At 68.9% G+C, this 20,769-nt stretch carries 23 protein-coding genes and 2 pseudogenes; 9 read left to right on the forward strand and 16 right to left on the reverse strand.

Translation table 11 applies throughout. The features are described from left to right. Nucleotides 1-133: 133 nt before the first annotated feature. The 5 genes and pseudogenes from AB0H32_RS36185 to AB0H32_RS36205 all read right to left on the reverse strand — a co-directional run bounded on the left by AB0H32_RS36185 (nt 134) and on the right by AB0H32_RS36205 (nt 2,819). Complete coding sequence (locus AB0H32_RS36185) at nt 134-739, reverse strand: dihydrofolate reductase family protein (RefSeq protein WP_361129884.1); 606 nt, start codon at nt 737-739, stop codon at nt 134-136. 333 nt (nt 740-1,072) lie between these two features. Beyond that, entirely contained in the window at nt 1,073-1,477 is a 405-nt protein-coding gene (locus AB0H32_RS36190) for a SpoIIE family protein phosphatase (RefSeq protein WP_361129887.1), read from the reverse strand. A 100-nt stretch (nt 1,478-1,577) separates the two neighbouring features. Next, nucleotides 1,578-1,781, reverse strand: a pseudogene (locus tag AB0H32_RS36195) (gas vesicle protein); the annotation flags it as partial. A 132-nt stretch (nt 1,782-1,913) separates the two neighbouring features. Beyond that, entirely contained in the window at nt 1,914-2,282 is a 369-nt protein-coding gene (locus AB0H32_RS36200) for a low affinity iron permease family protein (protein WP_361129890.1), read from the reverse strand. A 354-nt stretch (nt 2,283-2,636) separates the two neighbouring features. Continuing rightward, a complete protein-coding gene (locus AB0H32_RS36205) occupies nt 2,637-2,819 on the reverse strand; it encodes a CsbD family protein (protein WP_361129893.1) in 183 nt (60 codons plus the stop codon). A gap of 757 nt (nt 2,820-3,576) precedes the next feature. Here AB0H32_RS36205 and AB0H32_RS36210 point away from each other — a divergent pair. Together AB0H32_RS36210 and AB0H32_RS36215 are read left to right on the forward strand one after the other, a co-directional pair. Next, a complete protein-coding gene (locus AB0H32_RS36210; protein WP_361129896.1) occupies nt 3,577-4,047 on the forward strand; it encodes an SRPBCC family protein in 471 nt (156 codons plus the stop codon). After that, nucleotides 4,040-5,218 carry an NAD(P)/FAD-dependent oxidoreductase gene (locus AB0H32_RS36215; protein WP_361129899.1) on the forward strand — a complete coding sequence of 393 codons (1,179 nt, stop codon included), beginning with the start codon at nt 4,040-4,042 and terminating at the stop codon, nt 5,216-5,218. Before AB0H32_RS36210 ends, AB0H32_RS36215 begins: the two co-directional genes overlap by 8 nt. A gap of 178 nt (nt 5,219-5,396) precedes the next feature. Here the strand turns inward: AB0H32_RS36215 and AB0H32_RS36220 are convergent, their stop codons facing one another. The 6 genes from AB0H32_RS36220 to AB0H32_RS36245 all read right to left on the reverse strand — a co-directional run bounded on the left by AB0H32_RS36220 (nt 5,397) and on the right by AB0H32_RS36245 (nt 8,154). Beyond that, nucleotides 5,397-5,552 carry a DUF6131 family protein gene (locus AB0H32_RS36220; RefSeq protein WP_329535397.1) on the reverse strand — a complete coding sequence of 52 codons (156 nt, stop codon included), beginning with the start codon at nt 5,550-5,552 and terminating at the stop codon, nt 5,397-5,399. An 88-nt stretch (nt 5,553-5,640) separates the two neighbouring features. After that, nucleotides 5,641-6,246: an alkaline shock response membrane anchor protein AmaP gene (locus AB0H32_RS36225; protein WP_361129902.1), complete on the reverse strand. Its 606-nt coding sequence runs from the start codon at nt 6,244-6,246 to the stop codon at nt 5,641-5,643. Between the two features lie 30 nt (nt 6,247-6,276). Further along, a complete protein-coding gene (locus AB0H32_RS36230) occupies nt 6,277-6,858 on the reverse strand; it encodes a DUF6286 domain-containing protein (protein ID WP_361129904.1) in 582 nt (193 codons plus the stop codon). Nucleotides 6,859-7,009: 151 nt separating this feature from the next. After that, nucleotides 7,010-7,417, reverse strand: a complete 408-nt coding sequence (locus AB0H32_RS36235; protein WP_361129907.1) for an Asp23/Gls24 family envelope stress response protein — start codon at nt 7,415-7,417, stop codon at nt 7,010-7,012. After that, nucleotides 7,414-7,584 carry a hypothetical protein gene (locus AB0H32_RS36240; protein ID WP_361129910.1) on the reverse strand — a complete coding sequence of 57 codons (171 nt, stop codon included), beginning with the start codon at nt 7,582-7,584 and terminating at the stop codon, nt 7,414-7,416. The genes AB0H32_RS36235 and AB0H32_RS36240 overlap by 4 nt, the downstream gene beginning before the upstream one ends. Nucleotides 7,585-7,665: 81 nt before the next feature. Then, nucleotides 7,666-8,154 carry an Asp23/Gls24 family envelope stress response protein gene (locus AB0H32_RS36245; RefSeq protein ID WP_361129913.1) on the reverse strand — a complete coding sequence of 163 codons (489 nt, stop codon included), beginning with the start codon at nt 8,152-8,154 and terminating at the stop codon, nt 7,666-7,668. A 155-nt stretch (nt 8,155-8,309) separates the two neighbouring features. On the opposite strand from AB0H32_RS36245, the gene AB0H32_RS36250 reads away from it, so the two are divergent. The 4 genes and pseudogenes from AB0H32_RS36250 to AB0H32_RS36265 all read left to right on the forward strand — a co-directional run. Then, nucleotides 8,310-8,900 (forward strand): RNA polymerase sigma factor, encoded by a 591-nt coding sequence (locus tag AB0H32_RS36250; RefSeq protein WP_361129916.1) that lies wholly within the window; start codon nt 8,310-8,312, stop codon nt 8,898-8,900. Beyond that, nucleotides 8,891-9,565, forward strand: coding sequence for a hypothetical protein (locus AB0H32_RS36255; protein ID WP_361129919.1), 675 nt, complete (start codon nt 8,891-8,893; stop codon nt 9,563-9,565). Before AB0H32_RS36250 ends, AB0H32_RS36255 begins: the two co-directional genes overlap by 10 nt. Beyond that, nucleotides 9,565-9,930, forward strand: coding sequence for a hypothetical protein (locus AB0H32_RS36260; protein ID WP_361129922.1), 366 nt, complete (start codon nt 9,565-9,567; stop codon nt 9,928-9,930). The genes AB0H32_RS36255 and AB0H32_RS36260 overlap by 1 nt, the downstream gene beginning before the upstream one ends. 94 nt (nt 9,931-10,024) lie before the next feature. Beyond that, a pseudogene (locus tag AB0H32_RS36265) lies at nt 10,025-10,357 on the forward strand (NAD(P)/FAD-dependent oxidoreductase); the annotation flags it as partial. Nucleotides 10,358-10,678: 321 nt separating this feature from the next. Here AB0H32_RS36265 and AB0H32_RS36270 read toward each other — a convergent pair. The 3 genes from AB0H32_RS36270 to AB0H32_RS36280 all read right to left on the reverse strand — a co-directional run bounded on the left by AB0H32_RS36270 (nt 10,679) and on the right by AB0H32_RS36280 (nt 12,986). Beyond that, the gene (locus tag AB0H32_RS36270) at nt 10,679-11,641 is read right to left on the reverse strand and encodes an SRPBCC family protein (protein ID WP_361129925.1); all 963 of its coding nucleotides are present in this window, start codon (nt 11,639-11,641) and stop codon (nt 10,679-10,681) included. A 4-nt stretch (nt 11,642-11,645) separates the two neighbouring features. Further along, the gene (locus AB0H32_RS36275) at nt 11,646-12,332 is read right to left on the reverse strand and encodes a histone protein (RefSeq protein WP_361129928.1); all 687 of its coding nucleotides are present in this window, start codon (nt 12,330-12,332) and stop codon (nt 11,646-11,648) included. A 489-nt stretch (nt 12,333-12,821) separates the two neighbouring features. Beyond that, the gene (locus AB0H32_RS36280) at nt 12,822-12,986 is read right to left on the reverse strand and encodes a hypothetical protein (RefSeq protein ID WP_361129931.1); all 165 of its coding nucleotides are present in this window, start codon (nt 12,984-12,986) and stop codon (nt 12,822-12,824) included. A gap of 800 nt (nt 12,987-13,786) precedes the next feature. On the opposite strand from AB0H32_RS36280, the gene AB0H32_RS36285 reads away from it, so the two are divergent. Both AB0H32_RS36285 and AB0H32_RS36290 read left to right on the forward strand, forming a co-directional pair. Then, complete coding sequence (locus tag AB0H32_RS36285; RefSeq protein ID WP_361129934.1) at nt 13,787-14,275, forward strand: hypothetical protein; 489 nt, start codon at nt 13,787-13,789, stop codon at nt 14,273-14,275. A gap of 371 nt (nt 14,276-14,646) precedes the next feature. After that, on the forward strand, nt 14,647-15,819 hold the full coding sequence (locus tag AB0H32_RS36290) for a hypothetical protein (RefSeq protein WP_361129937.1): 1,173 nt from the start codon (nt 14,647-14,649) through the stop codon (nt 15,817-15,819). A gap of 767 nt (nt 15,820-16,586) precedes the next feature. On the opposite strand, the gene AB0H32_RS36295 is transcribed toward AB0H32_RS36290, so the two are convergent. Together AB0H32_RS36295 and AB0H32_RS36300 are read right to left on the reverse strand one after the other, a co-directional pair. Then, nucleotides 16,587-18,011: a hypothetical protein gene (locus AB0H32_RS36295; RefSeq protein ID WP_361129940.1), complete on the reverse strand. Its 1,425-nt coding sequence runs from the start codon at nt 18,009-18,011 to the stop codon at nt 16,587-16,589. 190 nt (nt 18,012-18,201) lie between these two features. Continuing rightward, nucleotides 18,202-18,420 carry a DnaJ C-terminal domain-containing protein gene (locus tag AB0H32_RS36300; RefSeq protein WP_361129943.1) on the reverse strand — a complete coding sequence of 73 codons (219 nt, stop codon included), beginning with the start codon at nt 18,418-18,420 and terminating at the stop codon, nt 18,202-18,204. A 674-nt stretch (nt 18,421-19,094) separates the two neighbouring features. Between AB0H32_RS36300 and AB0H32_RS36305 the strand changes: the two genes are divergently transcribed. Continuing rightward, nucleotides 19,095-20,600 carry a hypothetical protein gene (locus AB0H32_RS36305; RefSeq protein WP_361129946.1) on the forward strand — a complete coding sequence of 502 codons (1,506 nt, stop codon included), beginning with the start codon at nt 19,095-19,097 and terminating at the stop codon, nt 20,598-20,600. Nucleotides 20,601-20,769 lie beyond the last annotated feature (169 nt).

Consider the following 20,769-nt stretch of genomic DNA (forward strand, 5'->3'; position numbering starts at 1 on the left):
TGTCACTGCATACGGCGCGGCCACTCGTTGGGGCGGCACCCCGCCAAAGACCGTTCCATGCCCCTGCCCACACCACTACACTCCCCACCCTCAGAACCCTGACCAGCAGAAATGGCGAAGTACTGCTGGAGTACTAGTAGCTGTCGTAGCCGGGCTTGCCGTTCGGCCGGTAGACGCCGACGATGGTGCCGCCCTTCGTCGTCGAGACGCTGACCGGCTCCAGCGCAGCGGGGATCGCTCCATCGGCGAACGGCCGCTTGCCGGTGCCGATGATCACCGGATGGATGGTCAGCCGGTACTCGTCGACGAGGCCGTGCTGCATGAGGGTCTGGGCGAGGTCGCCGCTGCCGACGACGTTGATGTTGCCGCCGTCGGACACCTTCAGCTTGCGTACGGCATCGACGATGTCGCCCTCCAACAGCGTGGAGTTCCGCCACTCGACGGATGTCGGGGTCCGAGACGCCACGTACTTGTGCATGCTGTTCATCCGACTGGTGAACGTGTTGCCGGGTTCAGCGGTCGGCCAGTACGACGCGAAGATCTCATACGTCTTACGGCCGAGCAGCATCGCGTCGGAGTTCTCATACCAGCCGGCGATGGCCGTGCCGATCTCGTCGTCGGCCACCGGTTTCTGCCAGCCGCCGTGCTCGAAGCCGCTCTCAGCGTCCTCATCCGGACCGCCCGGCGCCTGCATGACGCCGTCCAGCGTCAGGAACGTGCAAACGATGACCTTGCGCATGGTGCGCTCCGAGTCTCCGCCGCCGACCGCTCGCAGGCCGGACCCCAGCCGACCATTGTGCTGGCTTTGCGGCGATCGGCTCTGCGGCGATCGGTCTCAGGCAACTGGCGCCACGTGTGTCCAACGCGGTCCGGGGCGTCACAGGGGTCGGCGGCCCAACCTGGCTCCCGTGGGCCCGCGCGCCTCGCTCAGGAGCGGGTCGGCACCGTGCCTTGACGGGGCTGGCTCACTTTCCGTGTGGCGCGCACGCTGAGTGACGGTCGGCCATCATCGGTGTAGATCCCGGCGTGGCAAACGGTTCTTGACGTGGGCGACGAGACCGGACGGCGTTCGTCAGGGCACGTGTACGGCGAGTACGACGACGTTGTCCCCGGGGTGTGGGTCCGCCAGTCGTTTGCTGATCCGGCGTACCAGGTCGGGTAGTGGGTCGTCTCCATGGCGGGCCGGCAGGGAGACGAGTTGTGCGATGGCCGCGTCGATGTCGTGGCCGGGGTGCTCGATGAGCCCGTCGGTGTAGAGCAGCAGGGTCGAGCCCGGAGAGAGTGTGCGCCGGTGCTCGGTGCGGTGGAACGGTCCGATGCCTCGGTGCAGGCGGGTGACCTCGATGCGAACCCCCTGCAGTCCGTCGGCCGCATGGGTCGCCTCGGCCCAGAACTCCTCGCAGTGCTCCCGCGGCACGAGGTACGCGTCGTTGACGACGTTCTCGCCCGCCGTGCCGGCGAGGACGCTCTGTTGCACCCGGTGGCGGGTCCTCTGGGTGGCGTGTCTGTGCTCCTGTCGCCTCTATCGAGTCGGCGGCCTGCCGGGCAGCCTGGCAGAGGCTGTCGCGGCCGCTCTGCTGCTGCCAGGAGTTATGGAGGTATGCACGCCCTGGGGTGAGGTCCGCCGCCTGCTGTGGCTCAGGGGTGACTGGAGCCGCGGACGGCTCGGCATAGATCTCTATCCCCCGTACGGCATGCTCGGACAGCTGGGCCAGACGTTCCGCGAACTGGGCCTGCCCGGCTTCCAGGACATCGCGCGCCCTGGTGTCGTCGAGGTACACCGTTGCCAGGTGCAGGATGAGTACGACGAGGATGAGTACGAAGACGACGAAGTCTGATGTGTCCGCAGGGGAACGATGAACTCGTCCCCTCGACTTGACACGCCCGGAGACTCGGTTCGTGCTCCCGGACGCTCAGATGTCGTCTTCCATTCGGATCACGGACTTGAGGTCTTCGTGCGCCTTCCCCGGCTTGTTTTCCTGTGCTTCGAGCAGGGCGGCGGCGAGGGCGTCAAGCTTGCGCTGGATTGCTCGCTCGGCCCGTAGTTCAGAGTTCTTCAACAGTGCAAGAAGCAGCAGTGTCACCGCCGTCATGGCATCGCCGGCGAATAGTTGCCATGTCAACCCGAGGCCGGCGAGATGCACGATGGCAGTGAGAACGACCAGCCCGAGGCAGAATGCGAAGAATGCCGGTGAGCTGGTCAATTTCGACACGTACTCCGCAAGACGCCCGAACTTACCGCGCTTGTCTCCGCCGCGGTCGGCGGGATGCTGAAGAGTCATGTGCTCCCGCTTTCCCGATCACGTCCAACAGGCGTGACGTCCGTGCGAAGTTCGCCATGCAATGGTGGGCCGCACCCCTTCCGTCTCCGTCCCCAGGGAGGGAGACCACCGCCTGATCCGGGCGGAGATGCCCGCGGGCCAGTCGCACGCTGCCCTCACGGCAGCCGGGCCAAGCATGGCGGGGGCCGAGCAGACCACCTCACTCCGATGGGGCAGACGTAAGGAAAGCTGTCCGGCAGATGGCCGTCGTCGTGGCCTTGAAACTGCTTCGCGATCAGCTGCGTCGGCCGCAATGGCCACACGGATTACGGCGACGGTAGCCGAAGGCGCGCGAGGTCGGCCGTGCGCTCGCGGTCAATGCCCGATCCGCTTGCGGACCTGGTCGGCGGCCCTTGCGGTCATCTCCTGCGCCTTGCCGCGCACCTGCTCTCTGCGGCCGGACCTCCGCATGGAATTGTCCCCCAGGGCCTTGCCGAGTGTCTCCTTCATCTTGCCCCTGACCTGCTTCACCTTGGCGTGTTCTCTGTGCATCACCATCGCCGTCCTCTCGGTGGCGCCGGGGGACGCGGCCCGACCAGGACCGACACGTCCTCATTCACCCTGCTGCCGCCCGCAGGCCGCCGCAACCGTGATGGGCGAGCACCAGTGGGCAGTGGCAAGGTGTGACCCGAGCACCCGCTCCGGCTTCCTGGTCCTCTGGTGAAGGGCCTTTGCATGTCCTCCAAGGCGATCACCCAGGTAGACGGCGTCGACAGCGCGCCCGCGGGGCAAGGCGGGGGCACCGACGCCGAGGGGAGTACGTCGTTGCCGGGCCGTGCGGGGATCCCAGGCCGCCATCGACCGGGTCGAAGCCAGCACGGGGCGATGGACCCTGACCGGGAAACGCATAAGGGCATTCCTCACGGGGCGGGGCTTGGGGCGCCGACCCTGAGAGGGGCTGCTGGAAAGGCTGCCCGACACGTGAGCCTGCTTTTCCAGGACCGGGGGTGTCCCCGGCTGCGCAGCTTCGGTGCTTCGCGGCTCACCGTCGCCGGTCCTCCGCAGCCGGGACGGATGACTCGCTGTCCTGCGGCTCCCCACGGGCGCCGTCACACTCTCCTGCGGCGTGGGTGAGATGCGAGGGCATTCAAGTTCGCGCACCATGGCCGTGACACCACATGGTGGGTGAAGGCTTCGCCGTGCCCGAGAGTTCCAGCCCTGAGTGAGCGCCGGTGCGAATGCAGGCAGGTGTTCCGAGTGCCGCTCGACGCGGCCGTGCCTCACACCGTCCGTTCCGGCAGAAGGGGCGCTTTCCATGGCCGTTCGTCATCAGCTGATCCGGCGTCCCCCGCACGCGGTATGGGCGGTGCTTGCCGATCCGACCCGGTACGGGGAGTGGGTGGTGGGGCCCTCCAGGTCCGTGCCGCTCGATCAGACCTGGCCCGCTGTGGGATCCCGGCTCGGCTACACCGTGCGGCTGGGTCCCTGGTCGGCCGACGGGGTGACGACGGTCCGCCACCGGGAATCCGGAAGTGAGCTGGAACTGGAAGCCTCGTTCAAGTCGCTCGGCACAGCGAGGATCTTCCTCCAGCTCAGACCCTGGGGCGAGGACGAAACGCTCGTCATCTGCGACGAGCACCCTCTGCGCGGTCTGGGAGGCACCCTCCACAACGCCGCGAGTGAAGCGGTGTTCCAGTTGCGGCACCGGGGGATGCTGACGCGCCTTGCCAGGCTCGTGGAACAGGATCCCGTCGGACAGGATCACGCCAGGGCTCGCCGTGCCTGACGCGGTGGTGATCGGCGCCGGACCCAATGGGCTGGTGGCGGCCAATCTGCTGGCGGACGCCGGGTGGAGCGTGGAAGTCCTGGAGGCTCAGCAGGAGCCCGGCGGCGCCGTGCGCAGTGACCGCGGTGTCCATCCCGACTACGTCGCCGATCTTTTCAGCGCCTTCTACCCGCTGGCTCCCGAGGCGGTGGGCAGCGGCGGATTCGGCTGGCTGATGTCGATGGTCGGACAGAGCCACGGCTTCCCGGTTCCCGTCGGCGGGGCCGGCGCGCTGACCGCGGCGCTCGTGAGCCGTCTTCGGCACCGCGATGGCTTAGTGCGCTGTGGGGAGCGCGCCGTGTCCGTCGTCGTACGGTCCGGCAGGGCGGTGGGCGTCCGGACGGCCGGTGGGGAAACCGTGAACGCGCGGCGCGCCGTGCTCGCGGACACGTCGGCGCCGGCGCTGTACCGGGAGCTTGTGGGCGAGGAACACCTGCCGTCCCGCCTCTTGCGGGATCTGGAGCGCTTCCAGTGGGATTTCGCGACCTTCAAGGTCGACTGGGCGCTGACCGGACCGGTGCCGTGGACGGCTCCGCAGGCCGCCGGTGCGGGGACGGTCCACGTGGCCGACGGCGTCGACAGCCTGACCCGGTTCGCCTCGCAGATCGCCATGGGACAGCTCCCCCACGAGCCGTTCGCCCTGCTCGGGCAGATGACGACGGCGGATCCAAGCCGCTCACCCGTCGGCACGGAGTCGGCGTGGGCCTACACCCACGTCCCGCAGCGCATCACTTCTGACGCCGGCCCGGACCGCATCACCGGCCGCTGGGACGCCCGCGAACAGGAAGCCATGGCGGATCGCATCGAGGCCCAGGTGGAACGGTTCGCGCCCGGCTTCCGCACGCGGATCCTCGCCCGCCGGATCCTGGCCCCCACCACCCTCCAGGCCATGAACGAGAATCTCCACAACGGTGCCATCAACAACGGCACCACCGCCCTGCACCAGCAGGCGGTCTTCCGCCCCGTCCCCGGCACAGGCCGACCCGAGACCCCCGTCAAGGGCCTCTACCTCGCCTCCGCGGCCGCCCATCCCGGCGGAGGAGTCCACGGAGCCCCGGGAGCGAACGCCGCCCGAGCCGCCCTGCGGCCCTACGGCCTGCACACCCTCCTCCACCGTGCCCAACGGATCTGAACCGGCTGGCGCAAGGTGTTCGACGCGTTTGTCATCCGGATGCGTTTGGTCCCCGCTCCGGTGTGCGTACTCCGGTGTGCCGCCCGCCGCGTTTCCCGCAGCGCCGCGTCGTCGGCGCAGGCGTCCGCGGCCTGCCGGCGGTCCCTGGGGATCGGTGGCGGCGGGCCGCGCGGGTTGGTCACCAGTAGTGGCGCCGGCCGGCGACGGCGTGTCCCATCGAGCCGAGGATCCACAGGATGGCGCCGACGACCAGCAGGATGATCCCGATGGTCCACAGGATGGATATCCCGGCGAGGAAGCCGACGACGAGCAGAATGATGCCTAGGACGATCATGATCTCTCCCTTGGGGAGTGGTGCCAGTGCCCCTGTGAACTGCGAGAGAGCGCAAGGGCGGCGGACACGGGGACGGTCGGTCTCCTCCTTACTCCGCGCGGTGCGGTTTGTGGCCGGCGACCTGCAGGCGGACCTCGGTGGGCATGCCAGGGGTGCCGGTGGACCGACGGGCGGTTCGGAGCGGGCCCTCGCACAGGACGTTGAGGACGGTGCCGGGGGACGCCTGAGGGGTGAGAGTGAGTGCGACGCGGGTGCGGGGGTGGGCAGGGCGGCCGGTGATGCGTACGGCCGCGTGCTCGACCGCCGGCAGGGCACCGGCTTCGGTCGCGATCGCGTCGCTGAGTGCGCTGTCGCGCAGTTCGACGCCCTCCTGCGGGGGTGTGCCGCCGACGGGCAGTGCTCCGGGGTGGCGTCGGCGCAGTTGGGCGGCAAGCCACCACAGGGCGAGCAGGGCGACGAGGGCGAGGGCGGCGATGACCGCGGGCCACCACCAGCCCTGATTGCTCCAGCGGGCCCGGTCGGCGGAGCCGAGCAGGACGTCGTCCGGGGTGGTCAGGGGCCAGCCGGTGGGCGGGACCAGATCGTGTCGCCGGTAGATGTCGAGCCCGGCGAAGAGGATCAGCAGACCGCCGCCGAGCAGTACCAGTCCGGCGAGGGCCAGCAGACTGCGGTTGAGTACGGGTCGCGGCGTCATGGTGCGTGCTCCGGTCCAGGGGGTCTTCGGTCAGTGGGTGCGTCGCCGCACTCGTACGACGATGCGCGGAGGGCGGGCGAGGGCGAGCTGGTCGCGCTCGTGGTCAAGGGCGGCGGTGAGGTCGTCCTTCACCTGGTGGGGGTCGCGGAAGCGGACGTCCGCGCGGGCTTTGACGCGGTGGCGGCGCACCCGGATGCGGGCCTTGCTGACCCCGGCTACCCGCATGGCGGCGTCGCGCAGCAGATCGGCGGCGCCGTCTCGGTCCAGGGAGGCCCGCAGCCCGGGCGCGGGAGAGCGCAGGGGCAACAAGTGGCGTAGGCCGGGGGTGAGGGCCAGCACGAGCAACCAGATGCCGACGGCGGCGGCCACGGCGGCTCCCGTGAGCATCCACACGTCGTCCACGGGGCGTCTGGCCAGTTCGTCGGCCAGGTGCCGGCGCCAGGCTGCCGCAGGGCGTCCCGCCCGTACGGCGACGACGTCGATCAGTGCCGCGCCCGCCGCCACGAGAACCACCGAGGCGACCAGTGCGGCCGGAAGGCGGCGCGCGGACCACGGTCGGTGCGCCCGGTGCCTTCTGTCGTCTTCACCGGCCTTGAGGTTCGAGCTGGACACGTTGCGTTCGGTTGGATCGGGCTCCTTAGTCAGCGGCACTGTGGCACGGTGCGCGGTCGGCGCGGAGCTGGGGCCGGGAGGACCGGAATCGGGTGTCATCGCGATCCTCCTTTCTGAACGACGTGCCCGGCGATCCGGGCCGCGTGGCCGCTCACCGGACCCGCCCCCGGCTCGCGTCGGCGGCGGTCACCAGCCGCCGGACGGTGAGGGCGACCTCTCCCACCCGCAAGCCGGTCAGCTGAGCCACCCGTTCGGCGACGTCGCGCTGGATCCGCTCGCAGACCTGGGGGATATCGGTGGGGTAGGGCAGGTCCATGGTCAGGTGCAGGCGCACCGATCCGGTACGGACGGCGGCAGAGGCGTGGGGTGCCGTTGGCGCGTCCCGGTCGGGCGGTAGGGCGGCGCGCTGGGACTGGGCCGTGCGCGCGGCCCGGGCGGCGATACGGGCGACCACCCTGTCCGGGATGACGGTGGCGCCCCGCTCGGCCGGGGGCGGCAGGCCGGCGGCCGGTGCCGGCGGGCTCGCCCGCTCGCCGGGGGAGCCGGGCCGGGTGTTCATCGCTGTCTCCGGGCATGGAGGTCGAGGTCGCCCTGCACGACGAGGCCGACGATCAGCCCCACCGCGCCCAGGACGAGAACGAGCAGGAATGCCCAGAAGCCGCCGAAGTAAGCGGCGAAGCCCAGGGCCATGCCGGCCGCGAGGCCCGTCGTCGCTGTGTTCATCATGCACTCACCCGTCTCGCGAGCGTGCCTCCCGCCGTGATCATCCGCTCAGGCCCGAGGACATGGCGGTGGTCACGGCAGCGGTCACCGCACGCGGCCCTCGTCCGGTTCGGTCTGCTCCTCCTCGTCGGGGAGGTGGACGTCGTCGACGGCGATGTTCACCTCGACGACCTCCAGTCCCGTCATCCGCTCAACGGCGCCGATGACATTGGTGCGTACGCCGCCGGCGACATCGACGATGGAGACGCCGTACTCGACGACGACGTCCAGGTCCACGGCGGCCTGCCGCTCGCCGACCTCGACCTTCACCCCCCGCGTGACGGCCCCGCCTCCGCCTGTGCCGGGGACTCGTTCCCGCATGGCGCCGAAGGCGCGGGCCATCCCTGCTCCCAGGTTGTAGATGCCCGGTACCTCACGGGCAGCCATACCCGCGATCTTGGCCACCACCCCGTCCGCGATCGTGGTCTTCCCTCGAGTCTCGGCCGGAGCCCCGGCCCCGGTACGGCCCTTCAACGCGCTCACGCCCGCCTCGGGCCGACTGCCCCCGCCGACGCTGGTGATGTTGTCCGTCATGGCGGTCGCCTCGATCGGTCGGTCGGGCACCGGTGCGGTGCCCGTCAAAAGGTTGGACAGGTCGGGCGGAGCATTCCTCACACGCATCGAATGTGATGTGCATCACATATGACCTATCGGGTACCCGGACGATCCGAGCCTTGCGCGGGAGCGCCATGATCGAACGCACTGCTTTCCCACCGCCGGAACGCGATCTGCCGGAACGCGACGTGCCGGACCGGCTGCTGGCCGTACGGGCGGCCGAGGGCGACGAAAACTCTTTCGCCGTTCTCGTCCGACGGCACGGCCGGCCACTCCTTGCCTTGGCCCGCTGCATGCTCGGCAACCCCCAGGACGCCGAGGAGGCCGTTCAGGACGCCTTCGTCAGCGCCTGGCGGCGTCTGCCGGAATACCGCCACAGCGCGGAGTTCCGTACCTGGATGTACCGGATCACCGTCAACCGCTGCCTGACCATGCGCCGCCGCCGCCCGCCGCCCCTCTCCCTGAACACCGTCGTCGAACCCGCGGCGGGAGACGCCGAGAGCCAGCCCGCCCGGTCCGCCGAGCAGGACGCGGCCACCGCCGCCCTGACCCGCGCGCTCGCCGAACTGGACGACGGGCAACGGCTCTGCTGGATCCTGCGGGAAGTGCAGGGCCTGCCTTACAAGGAGATAGCCCACGTGACGCGGACCAGCGAGCCGACGGTGCGCGGCAGACTGTTCAGGGCGCGCCGATCCCTGCAGGAGGCGATGGGCCCATGGCGCTAGACGACCCGCACACGCGTCCCCCCAAACCGCCCGGAGCCGACGGGCCCCGCACCGGATCGGCCGCCGCCGACGTTCCCCTGTTCGCGGGTGATGAGGTCCTGCCCTGCGGCCGCCTGCTCAGCCGGGTCTGGGAACAGGCGCAGGACGAGGCACCGACGGCGGACCCGCACACAGTGTCCTGTCCATACTGCCGCGAGGCCGTCGAGGGACTGGCCGCGGTGAACGCGGTTACCCGGGCGATGCGCGCCGAGGACACTTCCGGCCTCCACACACTCGCCGACCGCGTCATGAACATCGTCAGGGCAGAGGTACGGCTCGGGCGCCTGCTGCCCCTGGCCGACCCGGACCGGGACCTGCGGATCGCCGAGTGCACCGCGGCGAAGGTACTGCGGCAGGCCGCGGACACAGTCCCCGGTGCCAGGGCCGCGACCTGCCGGCTCACACCTGCAGCCGAGGGCACCGACGTGCGGGTGACCATGACCCTGGCCGCCGCCCTCGACCGCCCGCTGCCCGAGCGCGTCCATCAAGTACGCCGATCGGTCCTCCACTCGGCCGGACAGGACCTGGGTCTGGCTGTGACGGCCGTCGACATCACCGTGGTCGACGTACTGGAGCCGTGGCCCCCGCCCCTCGGCGCCGGCCTCCCGACCGATGGGGGTACGTGATGACCACCGTCGGCACGGGCACACTCCGTGGCGTGGCGGCCGAGGCAGCCCTCGCGGTTCCCGGCGTGGCCAGCCTGCAACCCCGCCTCGCGCACCGCCTCGCGGCAGCCGCGCCCACCCGGACGGACACCACGCCTCACCGCACGTCGCCCGAGGCGGGCATCCGCGCCGACCGGGCGCCGGACGGTTCGGGATGGCACATCGAGGTGCGCTGTGTCCTGGCCGAGGGCCGACGGGCACTGGACATCGCCCGCAACGTCCACGACCGGGTGCAGACCGCCCTCATCTCCCACCTCCCTGCCCCGGAGCCGGTCACCGTCACGGTCACGGTGACCCGTATCGCCGCCCAGTACGACGCGGCATGAGCACCGTGGGCGACGGCCCCACGAACCGTCAGCGGCGAGATCGGCTGGAATGTCTGATCACGCGCAGCCTGGGCGCATCTACAGCCGTGCGGGGCAGGACTTGGAGCAGGCCATGCTCACGCCCTTCCCCCCGGTTCGCTCCGGCTCCGCCCTGCGGCCAAGCTTCGGGTCTCGGGCGGACTGCGACTGGCCCGCAACCTGGCCCTGCCCGTGCGCCGCCTGGCCGATGAGGAGTTCCGGGGCGAGGGTGGACGGCTTCTGCAGGCTGATGTCGATGCCCGGCCAGAGCCACGGTTTCCCGGTTCCCGTCGACGGTGCCGGGGCCCTGACCGCGGCGCCCGTGAGCCGCCTTCAGCACCGCGACGGCGTCCTGCGCTGTGCCGAGCGCGTCGCGTCCGTCGTCGTACGGGGCGGCAGAGCAGTTGGCGATGCCTCCCCTGGGGCCTCCCATAGTGTCCGGCCGTTCCACCCGGCACGAATGGGCCCAACTCTCGTTTCGCGGGAACCGCCGGAGTCGACATCTTGTGCGCGCTTTCGCTTGACGAGGGCAATTATGTTTTGCGTACCGTCCAGGAGTTCGCCGACCGCGGACTGGTCACAAGGAGTAGCCCTCTTCCCGCGGGAAGTGGTCGCATGACCGGTTGACCTGGCTGAGCCTCGCCGTCACCTGGATCGGTCGCCGAGCAGCCGGCACGGCCTCCACGGGCCAGATGCAAGCGCCAGGCGCACGCACTGCGTGCATTGAAGATCACCGGCGCGCCTCTTCACCCTCGTCTTCCTCGGCCTCCTCGTCTTCCTCTTCGTCGTATTCGTCTTCCTCCTCTTCGGGGTAGTCCTCTGTCTCTTCCTCATCGGTGTACTCGTCGTCGGCAGAGGTGTCCTCAGCCTCTTCTTCCTCCTCGATCGCCTCTTCATGGGTGCGGACCACTTCACCGTCACGGACTTCGCCGCGCCAGCCTTCCGGCTCCTCGTCGGTCAGGGTGACGTAGCGCTGGAAGTGCTTGAAGTCCAGCCGCAGCCGACGCCCTTGGGCTCGCCAGATATTGCCGGTCTTTTCGAAGAACCCCGACGGGTAGTACTCGACCACGAGCACTATGCGCGTCAGCGTCGGGGTCAACTCGTGGAAGCTTACGCAGCCGCGCGTGGTGCCCTTGGCACCCTCAGAGGTCCACACGATGCGCTCGTCCGGCACCTGTTCCTGGACCGTGGCTTTCCAACCGCGGGTCGACGGGCCTACCTTGACCTTCCAGTCGCTCTCGGTGTCCTCGCCCTTCGACACACTGCGGACGCCCTTGGTGAAGCTGCTGAACTTCTCGTATTGAGTCCAGTGGTCGTAGGCGAAACGAAGAGGCACACCAACGTCGGCCCCTTCGATGATGTTCATGACCTTGGTGGTGCCGGACCCTCGCCCTCCGCCCCCGCCGAACGCCTCCTTGACCTTGCCGACCACATTGTCCTTGATGCTCTTCGCCTTCTCACCGATCAAAGCCTTGAACGGTGAGTCACCTTGAAGCATCCTCAGACCTGCTTTGGGGAGCACGCCGCCGTTCTCCACGACGCCCGTGAGTCCTTCGGTGATCTCCCCCAGCTTGTCGCCTGCCTTTTCGGCCAGGTTCTCCACCTGGCCTCCCAGGAAGCTCGTGAAGGCGCCGCGCAGCTGGTCCAGCCCCGATCCCTGCCCGTTTCCGGTGCCACGTGCTGTGCCGACCATGGTCCTACCTCCGCCGTCTGGTGGCCTTCCTTGGCGCCGTCTTCTTGGCAGCGGTCTTCCTTGCAGTGGTCTTCCTCGCCGGAGCCGAGGACTTCTTTGCAGGAGCCGTCTTCCTGGCAGCGGGTTTCTTGGCGGTGGCCTTACTTGCGGCAGTCCTCTTCGCTGGGGCCTCCCGGGGAGCGGCTTCAGCGGGACGATGCGTTCTCGGCTTTCGAGCGGCACGGCGATGCCTCGGCACGGGCTCTTCCCGCTCTTCCTGCTCCTCTTCCTCCTCCGGCTCCTCTTCCTCACCCTCTTCGTACTCTTCCTCGGGCTCGCCCTCTTCCTCCTCCTCGGGCTCTTCCTCGTCGTACTCTTCCTCTTCCCCTTCCTCCTCCTCAGCACCTATGCGGGCGGTACGCTCATGGAGCGCGTCGGCCAAGTCGGAGAGTTTGCGGTCGGCCACCGCGCTCATGGCCTTGCGTCCGGCATCGAGGACTTCGTCACGCAGCTGCTCGTTGAGGTCGGCGAACTGAGGAAGTTCACGAAGCCTTTTGATCCCTTCCGCCAGCAGCTGCTGTGGTTCAAGACCGAACCGGCGGCCGGCCAGGTAGGTCGCTGCGGCGAAGGCGACCCGTGCCTTCTTCGTCCGGCCGAGGACATACCCGCCGAGAACTCCGGCGGCAAGAGCGATCTTGGGTACATCATTCATCAGCTTTCCCCTCACAGGGCTGCCGAGCGGTTGCTCCGCCTGGCGGGTGTCAGCCGACAAGGGCTCCAAACCGCTCGGGCGGTGGATCCAAATGAAGCAGCGGCCAGTAGCCGCTCTGATCACTCCGCCCTTCTTAGTCTGGGCTTCGATGCCGTCAGCCGCACACGGAGCAACGAACGCCCCAAAACATCCCAGGCCCGCCGTTGCCACGCTCCGGCGACGCTGCGCCGCCGACCGGCATTTACACCACATGATCGGACAGCCCGCCGCGGGCCCCGCCTCCACACCCACACTGAACGCTGAGGGTGCAGGCACCCACAGCATGTGACGCATCAGCGCAGATGACGGGCAGCAGCCCGAAAGACAGCTGGACTCGGTGCCTGACGCCAGGATTCGCCTGGGCGTTGCGCCGCCGGGCGCGTTCAGCGCCCCCCGCTGCGCGCGCTTATTCAGCGGCAGGCGCCATCACCGTGAGCGCTTGCCGCACTCTTACGGGGTCTGAGTCTCGGCTGGCGGAGGCTCGGGGTCGTCCTCGTCCTCGCCCTTGGCCCGCACGTCCGGCGGGGTGGGCGCGGTGATGTTCCGCTGCTTAGCGGACCGCTCCCTCGTCTTCTCGTCAACCTGCGGGGTGTCGTTCTCCTCGGAGGTACTCATGACCTCGCCCCTTTCACGGTTCGGATCCTGATGGCACCCCAGCGCACACAATCGCATCGGAGCCCTCACCGGTGACCAAGACGGCTACAGTCTCGAGGACACGGGATCCGCGCCTGGTCCGAGGAGAACATCAATGCCGTCCTGAACGCCTATGACGCGCGGGTTGCCCAGAAGGCACAGCCGGTCACGGCCTGATCGCTTCCGGCTCAGCAGTGCCTGATCAGGCTTCAAGGCCATCGAGAGCCAACCCGGCTTGTTCCACCCTGCGCCACCGGTAGCCCCGATCGCAACTCAGCCCGGAACGTCAAAATCCAGGCGATCCACAACTCTCGACACTTACTCCTCGAGAGGAAGCCGGAGACGGGTATCGCCAGCGTCAAGCTGACCGCTTCCACAAACGGTTCGCGGAGCCGCGCCGGCCCGCTCGTGGCGCACCAGCGTTGACAGCCGATCTGGAAGAGGGAAAACCACATCGGCTCCGGGGCGGACGGGCGTGGCGATCGGCCTCTGTACCCAGGAAGGCTCCGTAACGCGGGTGGTGGTGCCGTCCCGTCCAGTCGGCGGCCACCTGCTCAGGACCCGCGCCCCACGCAGCGACAGCCCCCGCCCTCACAACAGGAGCGTGAGTCCGGGAGCGGCGGCGTGGCCCACTCCGCAAGGCTGTGCCCGGCTGCCGGACCGCATCCCGCCGTCCATGCCGTCGTTCCCCGACATCGGTGACAACCACACTTGGTCGTCCGTGCCGGTGCTCAACGGCGTGGCAGCGCGGGTCACTCCCGGCGCGCCGTCACGCTGAGGGTATGCGCCGCCCACTGGCCCTTCCCGCCGTGCTCGCGGGCTGCGTCCACGTATCCGGCGGCGTGGTGCCGCCCCCGCTGGTGGAGGCCGCCGCCATCCACACGCCGTCCCTGGCCCCGGTCCCCGCCGCGAGCCAGGCCCCAGCCCGTACCGCCCTCGTCGACACCCGCCCCAGCCGAACAACGCAGCAGCACAGCCACCACGAAGGCACCCGACGCACCGACTCACGGTCCACGTGGCACCAACAGCCGCGTGCTCAGGCCCCGGGTGGGGCGCGCGTGGCGGGCCGTACCGCTCCGCCGCGCCGGGCGACGGAGCACCAGCACACTGCATCCACGCCGCGCCAACGCCACGGGCACCTCCCGCGCCTCACCTGGCGGCACGCCCCGTTCCCGCGGACCTTCTACGACCTGCATACGCTGTGCGCCCTGACCCACCAGCGCAACGCGCCGGCCCGGGCGCGAGTCCTGTGCGACACCTACGTCCGCTGAGCCGGCACCGCCGCGGGGCCCGGGGCGGCCAGAGTGTCTGGAGCCCCGGGCGCTCGTGCGCGGGTTGGGGAAGCCATTGCGCCGGTCCTCGACGTTGCTCAAGGTTGCCGGTATCGCAGGGTTTCCGGTGTGGCAAGTTCCGCAAAGGAAAGAGCTCTGGTGCGGACGAGGAGTGCTTCGTCCGCACCAGGGCTCTCTTCCTATCGGCTCTGCTGGTACACGGCCCGTTGCGTCCCCGCACATGGGAGCCGGTCGGCGGGAGGCGTCGATCGCATGTGGACTCTTGCGCGAGTTCGGAGTTGCTAGCGTTCGTCCGGTGAACTCGATCGGCAGAGCTTCACCGAGTTGCGTCGAATCAGTGAGACAGCCCGATGACGAATGAGTTGGGACCGCCGGAAGGGATCCTGGTACGCGCAGCGCGCTACCGGGTCGTGTCGCTCGTCTTCTGGGCACTGCCGCCGCTTGTCGTTCTCTGGGCCGGCGGCGTTTTCGGGGTCAGCGGCTGGCTTACGGTTCCACTGGCCTCCGCACACCTTGTCTTCCGGCCGATCCGTCTCGGGCTCATCACACGCACGGTCGCGTCCGTGGCGATCCTGCTGTGGGTGAGCCACATGCCACCACTGATGAGCTTCGCCTTGAACGCCTTCTCCCACGGTGTCTTCGGATGGGTCTCACGTCGGCCCCTTCTGCTCCGGATCCCCCTCTACCCGCTGGCCTACATAGGGATCATGGCATGCGTCTGGCTGGTTCTGGCCACCGCTTGGCTTCTCTTGGTGAGACCTGTGGTGACGATGATCCTCAAGGAGAGCCTCGCGCGGCAGGCAGGGCGTGATCTGCAGGTGGGCCGACTGCTGAGACGGCTTGAGAGCGGTAGGAGAATCCCTCGCCCACGCTACGCCCTCTACCTCCGCCCTTTCACGACCAAGAACAGACTGGGCACGAGAAACATCAAGAACACGTCACGGCGACGCGCGCTAGTCATCGATTCGTCGCGAAGTCAGAACGATCTGGAAAGCGTGCTGGCGGCAGCGTTTCCCTCGTGGGCGCCGCTCGTCGCGCTGGGAAGCCGCGCCGATCTCCTGACGACGCGCCCGGAAGTCCAGGAAGCCGTGCTCGTGATACCAGGCACCGGAAAACTCGTCTGCACGGAGGAGAACTGGCGGTCGCGCGTGCAGCTCTTCGCCGACAACGCCGACCTGGTCGTCGTCGTGCCCCTGGACTTCCCGGGAACGCTCTGGGAGGTCGAGTACCTGCGGGACTCAGGGCAGTTCTGGAAATGCGTCTTCGTCATGCCCGCGTCTGTCGCGCAAGGCACGAACTACCACGAGGCATGGCGGAGAGCCTCCGACGCCTACGCAGCCCACGGGATGCCGCTTCCACGCTACCGAGCGGAAGGCGCGCTCTTCACCTACGACGTCGACGGACACACCAGGGAGGTCAGGCCACTCCTCTGGCCCTGGATCCCCCGCCCAATGGGGATGTTCCTCAGGTTCGCCCTGATGCGATGGGCGTCCCTCGCGAATCGCCGCAGACTTTCGCAGTGAACGGGTCGTGGTCGACCAGGACACCGGGGACCTGGCGGCAGGCACGACAGTCCGGCCTGAGCGCGTCGATGAGGACGATTCGGAGGCGGCCGAGCCCGGTGGTCGGGGCGGGGGCTTGCCACGGCTGCCACTCTTCACGCCCCGTCCTCAGGCGGGCGCCGTCCCCGCGCTCCTACCCAACCGTGCCGGCGAGTACGAGCGCCGCCTGGTGAAGGAGGGACAACGGCTCTACGAACTGGGCTATTGGGGACCCGATGCGAGCAGTTTCGTGGTCGCCGTGGTTCCCGGAGAGGGGCGCGTACTGTGTCTTCTCCCCGCGCCGATTCTGGATGCCGATCTTGTCAGAGCCGGGAACATCGCGGTAGATGTCGAACCGCTGGAGCAGGCACGATACGGGCTGTGCCAACACCCGCCCCAGGGCTGCCTGGATCGTCTCCGGCGTTGCCAACAGGAGAGCCGATCTGCGGGAATGCCGTCCCAGATAGGCGGTCCGTGGAAATGTCCGGTGAGCGGGGGCTCAACGGTACCCGGTCAGAGTGGGCGAACTGATCGACCGACGGGGTGGCCCCGCGCTGCGTGCGAAGAAGACACGGGGCCACCAGCCCTCACTCGTCCTGTCAGGAGCAGGGCATACCTCTACAGACCCTACGAGACAGACGGCGCCCGTGCAGGTACTGCGAGCGGCGGCAGTGCTGCGAATGGACGACTCGACTACGGAGTATCCCCGTGGCGGCGGGAGGACTCATGCCGCGCGCGGCCAGGCCACCCTAGTCCTGGGACGGGAACACGAAGAAGCCCTTGTCCGTGCTGATGTAGCCGTACCCCGACGGCTGCGAGAACAGCGGGACATTCTGCTCAGGCAGGCTCTTGGCGAGCACCTTCTTGGTACGGCCGTCGACCGCGAGGAACATGCTCTCGCTGAAGTCGTCCTCCTTCGTGGTGCCGTAGAGGACGCCGTTCGGGGAAAAGCGCAGCGGCGTCATCGCCTTCTCGCCCTCCTTCTGCGCCCAGACCTCCTTGCCGTCGGCGGGCTGCCACACGGCGGTGCCCTGCTCCGTGTGAGCGGCGGCCAGGGTGCGGTCGGGGGTGAAGACGGAGGAGCCCTCGGTGTTGATGGTGTCGGTGGGGCTGTCCTCGTACGAGTACTTCGAGGATCCGCCGACCTGCTTGCCGCCGGCGATGTCGTACGTCGCCGTCACCCAGGTGTCGGGAGAGAGGGCACCCGCCCCCCAGGCGGTCAGGACACGGCCGTCGCGCACGTCGAGGACCCGGAGGGCGCCGCTGGTGCGCTTGCCGTCCTTGTCCAGTTCCACGCCCGCCGGCGGGGTGACATCCGCGGTGCTCCATATCTTCTTGTTGGTGGCAAGCTCTGTCATGACGAGCTGTTCGGGCTCGTCCTCGTAGGTGGACGCGTTCTCCACGTGGAAGGCGTATTTGCCGGTGATCAAGGGAGCGTGGGCCTGCCCGCCGTCGATTTCGTTGTTACGCGCGTCGAAGGAGCACTTCGCCAGCTGTCCGGTGCAGGTGACCTTGCGGGCCTGCCCGCCGTCGATGGGTGTGAGCTTCAGGCTCGCGTCACCGTCCTGCTGGATGATGTGACCCTCGCGGACGTCGAACTTGTCGCCCTCGGTCGTGGCCTTGCCCAGCTCCGCTCCGTCACTTCCATAGACGGTGACGGTGCTGGTGGTCTTCTCCTTGCTCAGGCCGTCCGACTCCGTCGTGGCACGGGCGAACACCGCGACCGCCTTGACGCCGTCGTGCCAGGTCGTCGCGGCCACGCGATCGGTCGTCACCTTGAGCCTCTTGCGCACCGCGCCGGTCTTCACGTCCCGGAACTCCAATGTGGCCGGCTCCGGGTCGTCCGTGAAGTGAAGGATGCCGACCGAGCCGTCAACCGGCTCCCAGGCGTATCCGCGACCGAGAGCGTACTTGCCCTGGGCGTCCTTGACGAACAGCAGGGTGTCACCGAGGTCGATGGCGTGGGCGGGCGGCAGGCTCCACGCCGGCTTGGCGGCCAGGCCGGGTATCGCGGAGCCGCCGTAGGCGGGTCCCTTGGGCGTCGCACCGTCCGGGCCGGCCGAGCTGCCGAACTTCGGCTTGGCGCTGGAGTCATCACCGTCGGAGGAACCGCAGCCTGCAACCAGGCCGAGCGAAAGGACGAGGCCCACGGCCATCACTGTGTACTTGTTCATATCCCCGTAAGTCTTCAGCAAGTGATCTTGAGATGCACACCGCAGCATAGGCGCCCGGCCGAACCGGCAAGCATGCCCCCATAGAACTGCACGGGCTCGACACACCTCCATGGCAGGCAGCCTGCCCCCTACCTCAAACACGCGGCCGTGCTCACTCTCGCCCGCTGAGTGCCGCCGTCTGATGCTCGGCTCAGCCGTCGACGTGCACGGTGACGTACAGGTCTCCGGGCGCACCACCATGTGTGCCGGGGCCGCCGAGTTCGCGGAGCCGGAGCTCCTGGCCGTCCTTGATGCCCGCGAGGATGCGGACCTTGTAGGTGTGCTGCTCGCGGATGATCCGGCCCTTCCCCCGGCATGTGGTGCAGGCCCGTGCCGCCTTCTCGTCTGCCCTGGTGGCGTGGCGGGGCACGCTGTGTGAGCCGTGATCCGCAGGGGGTTGATCGCGCCGTCTGCGGCTCCCGCCTGGTTGACATACATGTCGTGCGCGATGTCCCGACCGCGGCTTCCGGGTGGGCGCCTGATGGCTGTTATGTTCTTTCGGGTGACGACCCCTCAGCAGGCGGGATGACGGGCCGGTGCCGACAGGCCATGGGCGCTGCGGTCTTCGTGGCGATTCCGCCGGAGCGGGGAGGTATGGCCGTTGGGGCCATGACCACCTTCAGACAGCTGGCCCGCTGGCCGACCCACCGGCCCGGTAGTGGGGTCTGGAGATCGGCCCCCAGCCGCACGGACCAGACCGCCCACCGGTCCCTCCGCGTCCCCGCAGGGAGAGCAGCCAGTTGAGCGCCGCGCCCCGCCATCGCCCGCCGACTCCGCCTCAGCCCACACACGGTCGACACGTACCTGCGCCGCCTTCCGCGCCAAGACGGGCGCCACACCGCACCCAGATCGCCGTCCACGACGTCCGGCACGGGCTCGCGAGGACCGCCTGCTGAGCCGTTCCCCCTCCTGAGCAGCGCTCGCGCCACGCCGCGCACCATGAGACGATCGGAAGGTGTCTGCGGCGGGCATATCGCGATCACTCTCCCACGGGCTCGGCACCGGCCCCGCGCCGGAACGGCCCCGACGCGAAGGACGATCGTCATGCCGAACGACACCGATCCTGAAAGCGTGATCCTCGCCCTCGACAAGGTGGGGGTCGACTTCAGCATCCCGAAGCCCGACCTCGTCGACTTCCTGCAGAATGCCGAGTTCACGCCGTACCCGGCGATGTCCGCGGCCCTGCTCGCGCTGCTCGACGGCAGCATGCTGAAACGCCCCGTCTTCCTCGACGTCATCGTGTTCAACTACGAGCACTCGCCGGGCGAACCCTCGCCCCGCCGGATCGAGGACGTCGCCACCGGCCTCCTGGAGGCATCGGTCCTCGAAGGCTTCAACAACCGTTACGCGCTGCAGGAGACGGCCTTCTCCGGGCTGCTGAAACCGCTGGACGTGCCGCAGCCCCCGGTACCGCCGGTCCAGACGCTCTCCCTCGTCGTCGAGGGCACCGTGAACGTCCAGGGCGACCTCACGCTCGTCGACACGGACAACCCCCGGGTCGAGGTCACGACCCGTCTGATCAAGGTGAACTCCGAGGCGGCGCACGCGATGGTGGCGCAGGAGTTGCACCGGGAGAACAACGGCTGGCGGTTCACCAATGGCGATGTCCGCCTCTCCGTCAGCAACGGCGAGGCGGACGCCGGCCCGCGGCCCGTCCGGGCCGGGTCCCTGGGCGACGACGCCCTCGCCTGGCCCACCGTAGACGGAACGTTCAGCGGCGACACCGGGGCGGAGGTCAGGCTGCAGTCCCGCATCCGCGTCGGATACCGCCCGGTCGGCGTCAAACTGCTCGTCGAAGGCCGCAAGGGCTTCGCCGCCAACACGGCTGCGCAAGGCCGCATCGCGCTCGACCCGCAGGTGCTCCTTGTCCCCGTCGAGGTCGCGCGCTTCTTCTCCGACCAGTTCCCCGTGTCGAACATTTCGGTGACCGGCCAGATGGCGTTGTGGGACCAGGTGCCCGTCCTCAACGCGACCACGAACTTCCGGAGCCTCGACGGCGGCACCGGCGAGCTGAACTTCGCCGAGCGCCGCTGGGACGTGTGGCCCACGCTCAACAATGAGGGCCTCTACACGCACCTTGGCTGGATATCGCCCGACAGCATCTGGGGCAGGGCCAAGGTCCGGTTCCGGCTGGTCAACTACATCGACATCAAGACCGACAACGTGCACGCTGCTCCGGTGTCCGGAGACGGACTGACCGACAGGCGCCTGCGGGAGAACAGCGACGCCCTGGCCGGCCACCCGCAGCACATCGCCGACAAACCCGTCCTCAAAGTGATCTTCATGGAGCGGATCGCCCCGCCGGACTCGGACCACATCGGCCAGGCCCTGATCGGCAATGGCTCCATCGGCATAGCCGCCGGCACCACGGCGGACAAGGACGCGAACATCGCCCATGAGATCGGCCATTTGATCACAGGCTCGCAGGCGCACAGCGACCTGCAGAACAACGTGATGAACAGCCCGGGTCCGGGCATCCGGATCACCGACGACCAGGCACAGAAGGCGCGGTCGTGGGCGGAGCAGTTCGCTGGCTTCTGGGCGCACTAGCCCACGCATCCCCCGAGCCGTGACCCCGCCCCAAGGGCGCGGTGAGCGGCTCGGCCACGTGAGCCCGGTGGAGGACGAGGGATCAGTGCAGAAGATGTCACCGGCCGACGACGGTCGAACGGGTGCGGCTACCGTCACGCGGCAGGGGGCCGGAGCCACAGGCCTTGGC

The organism is Streptomyces sp. NPDC020362, assembly GCF_040642095.1.
In the GTDB taxonomy this organism is placed as follows: Bacteria; Actinomycetota; Actinomycetes; order Streptomycetales; family Streptomycetaceae; genus Streptomyces.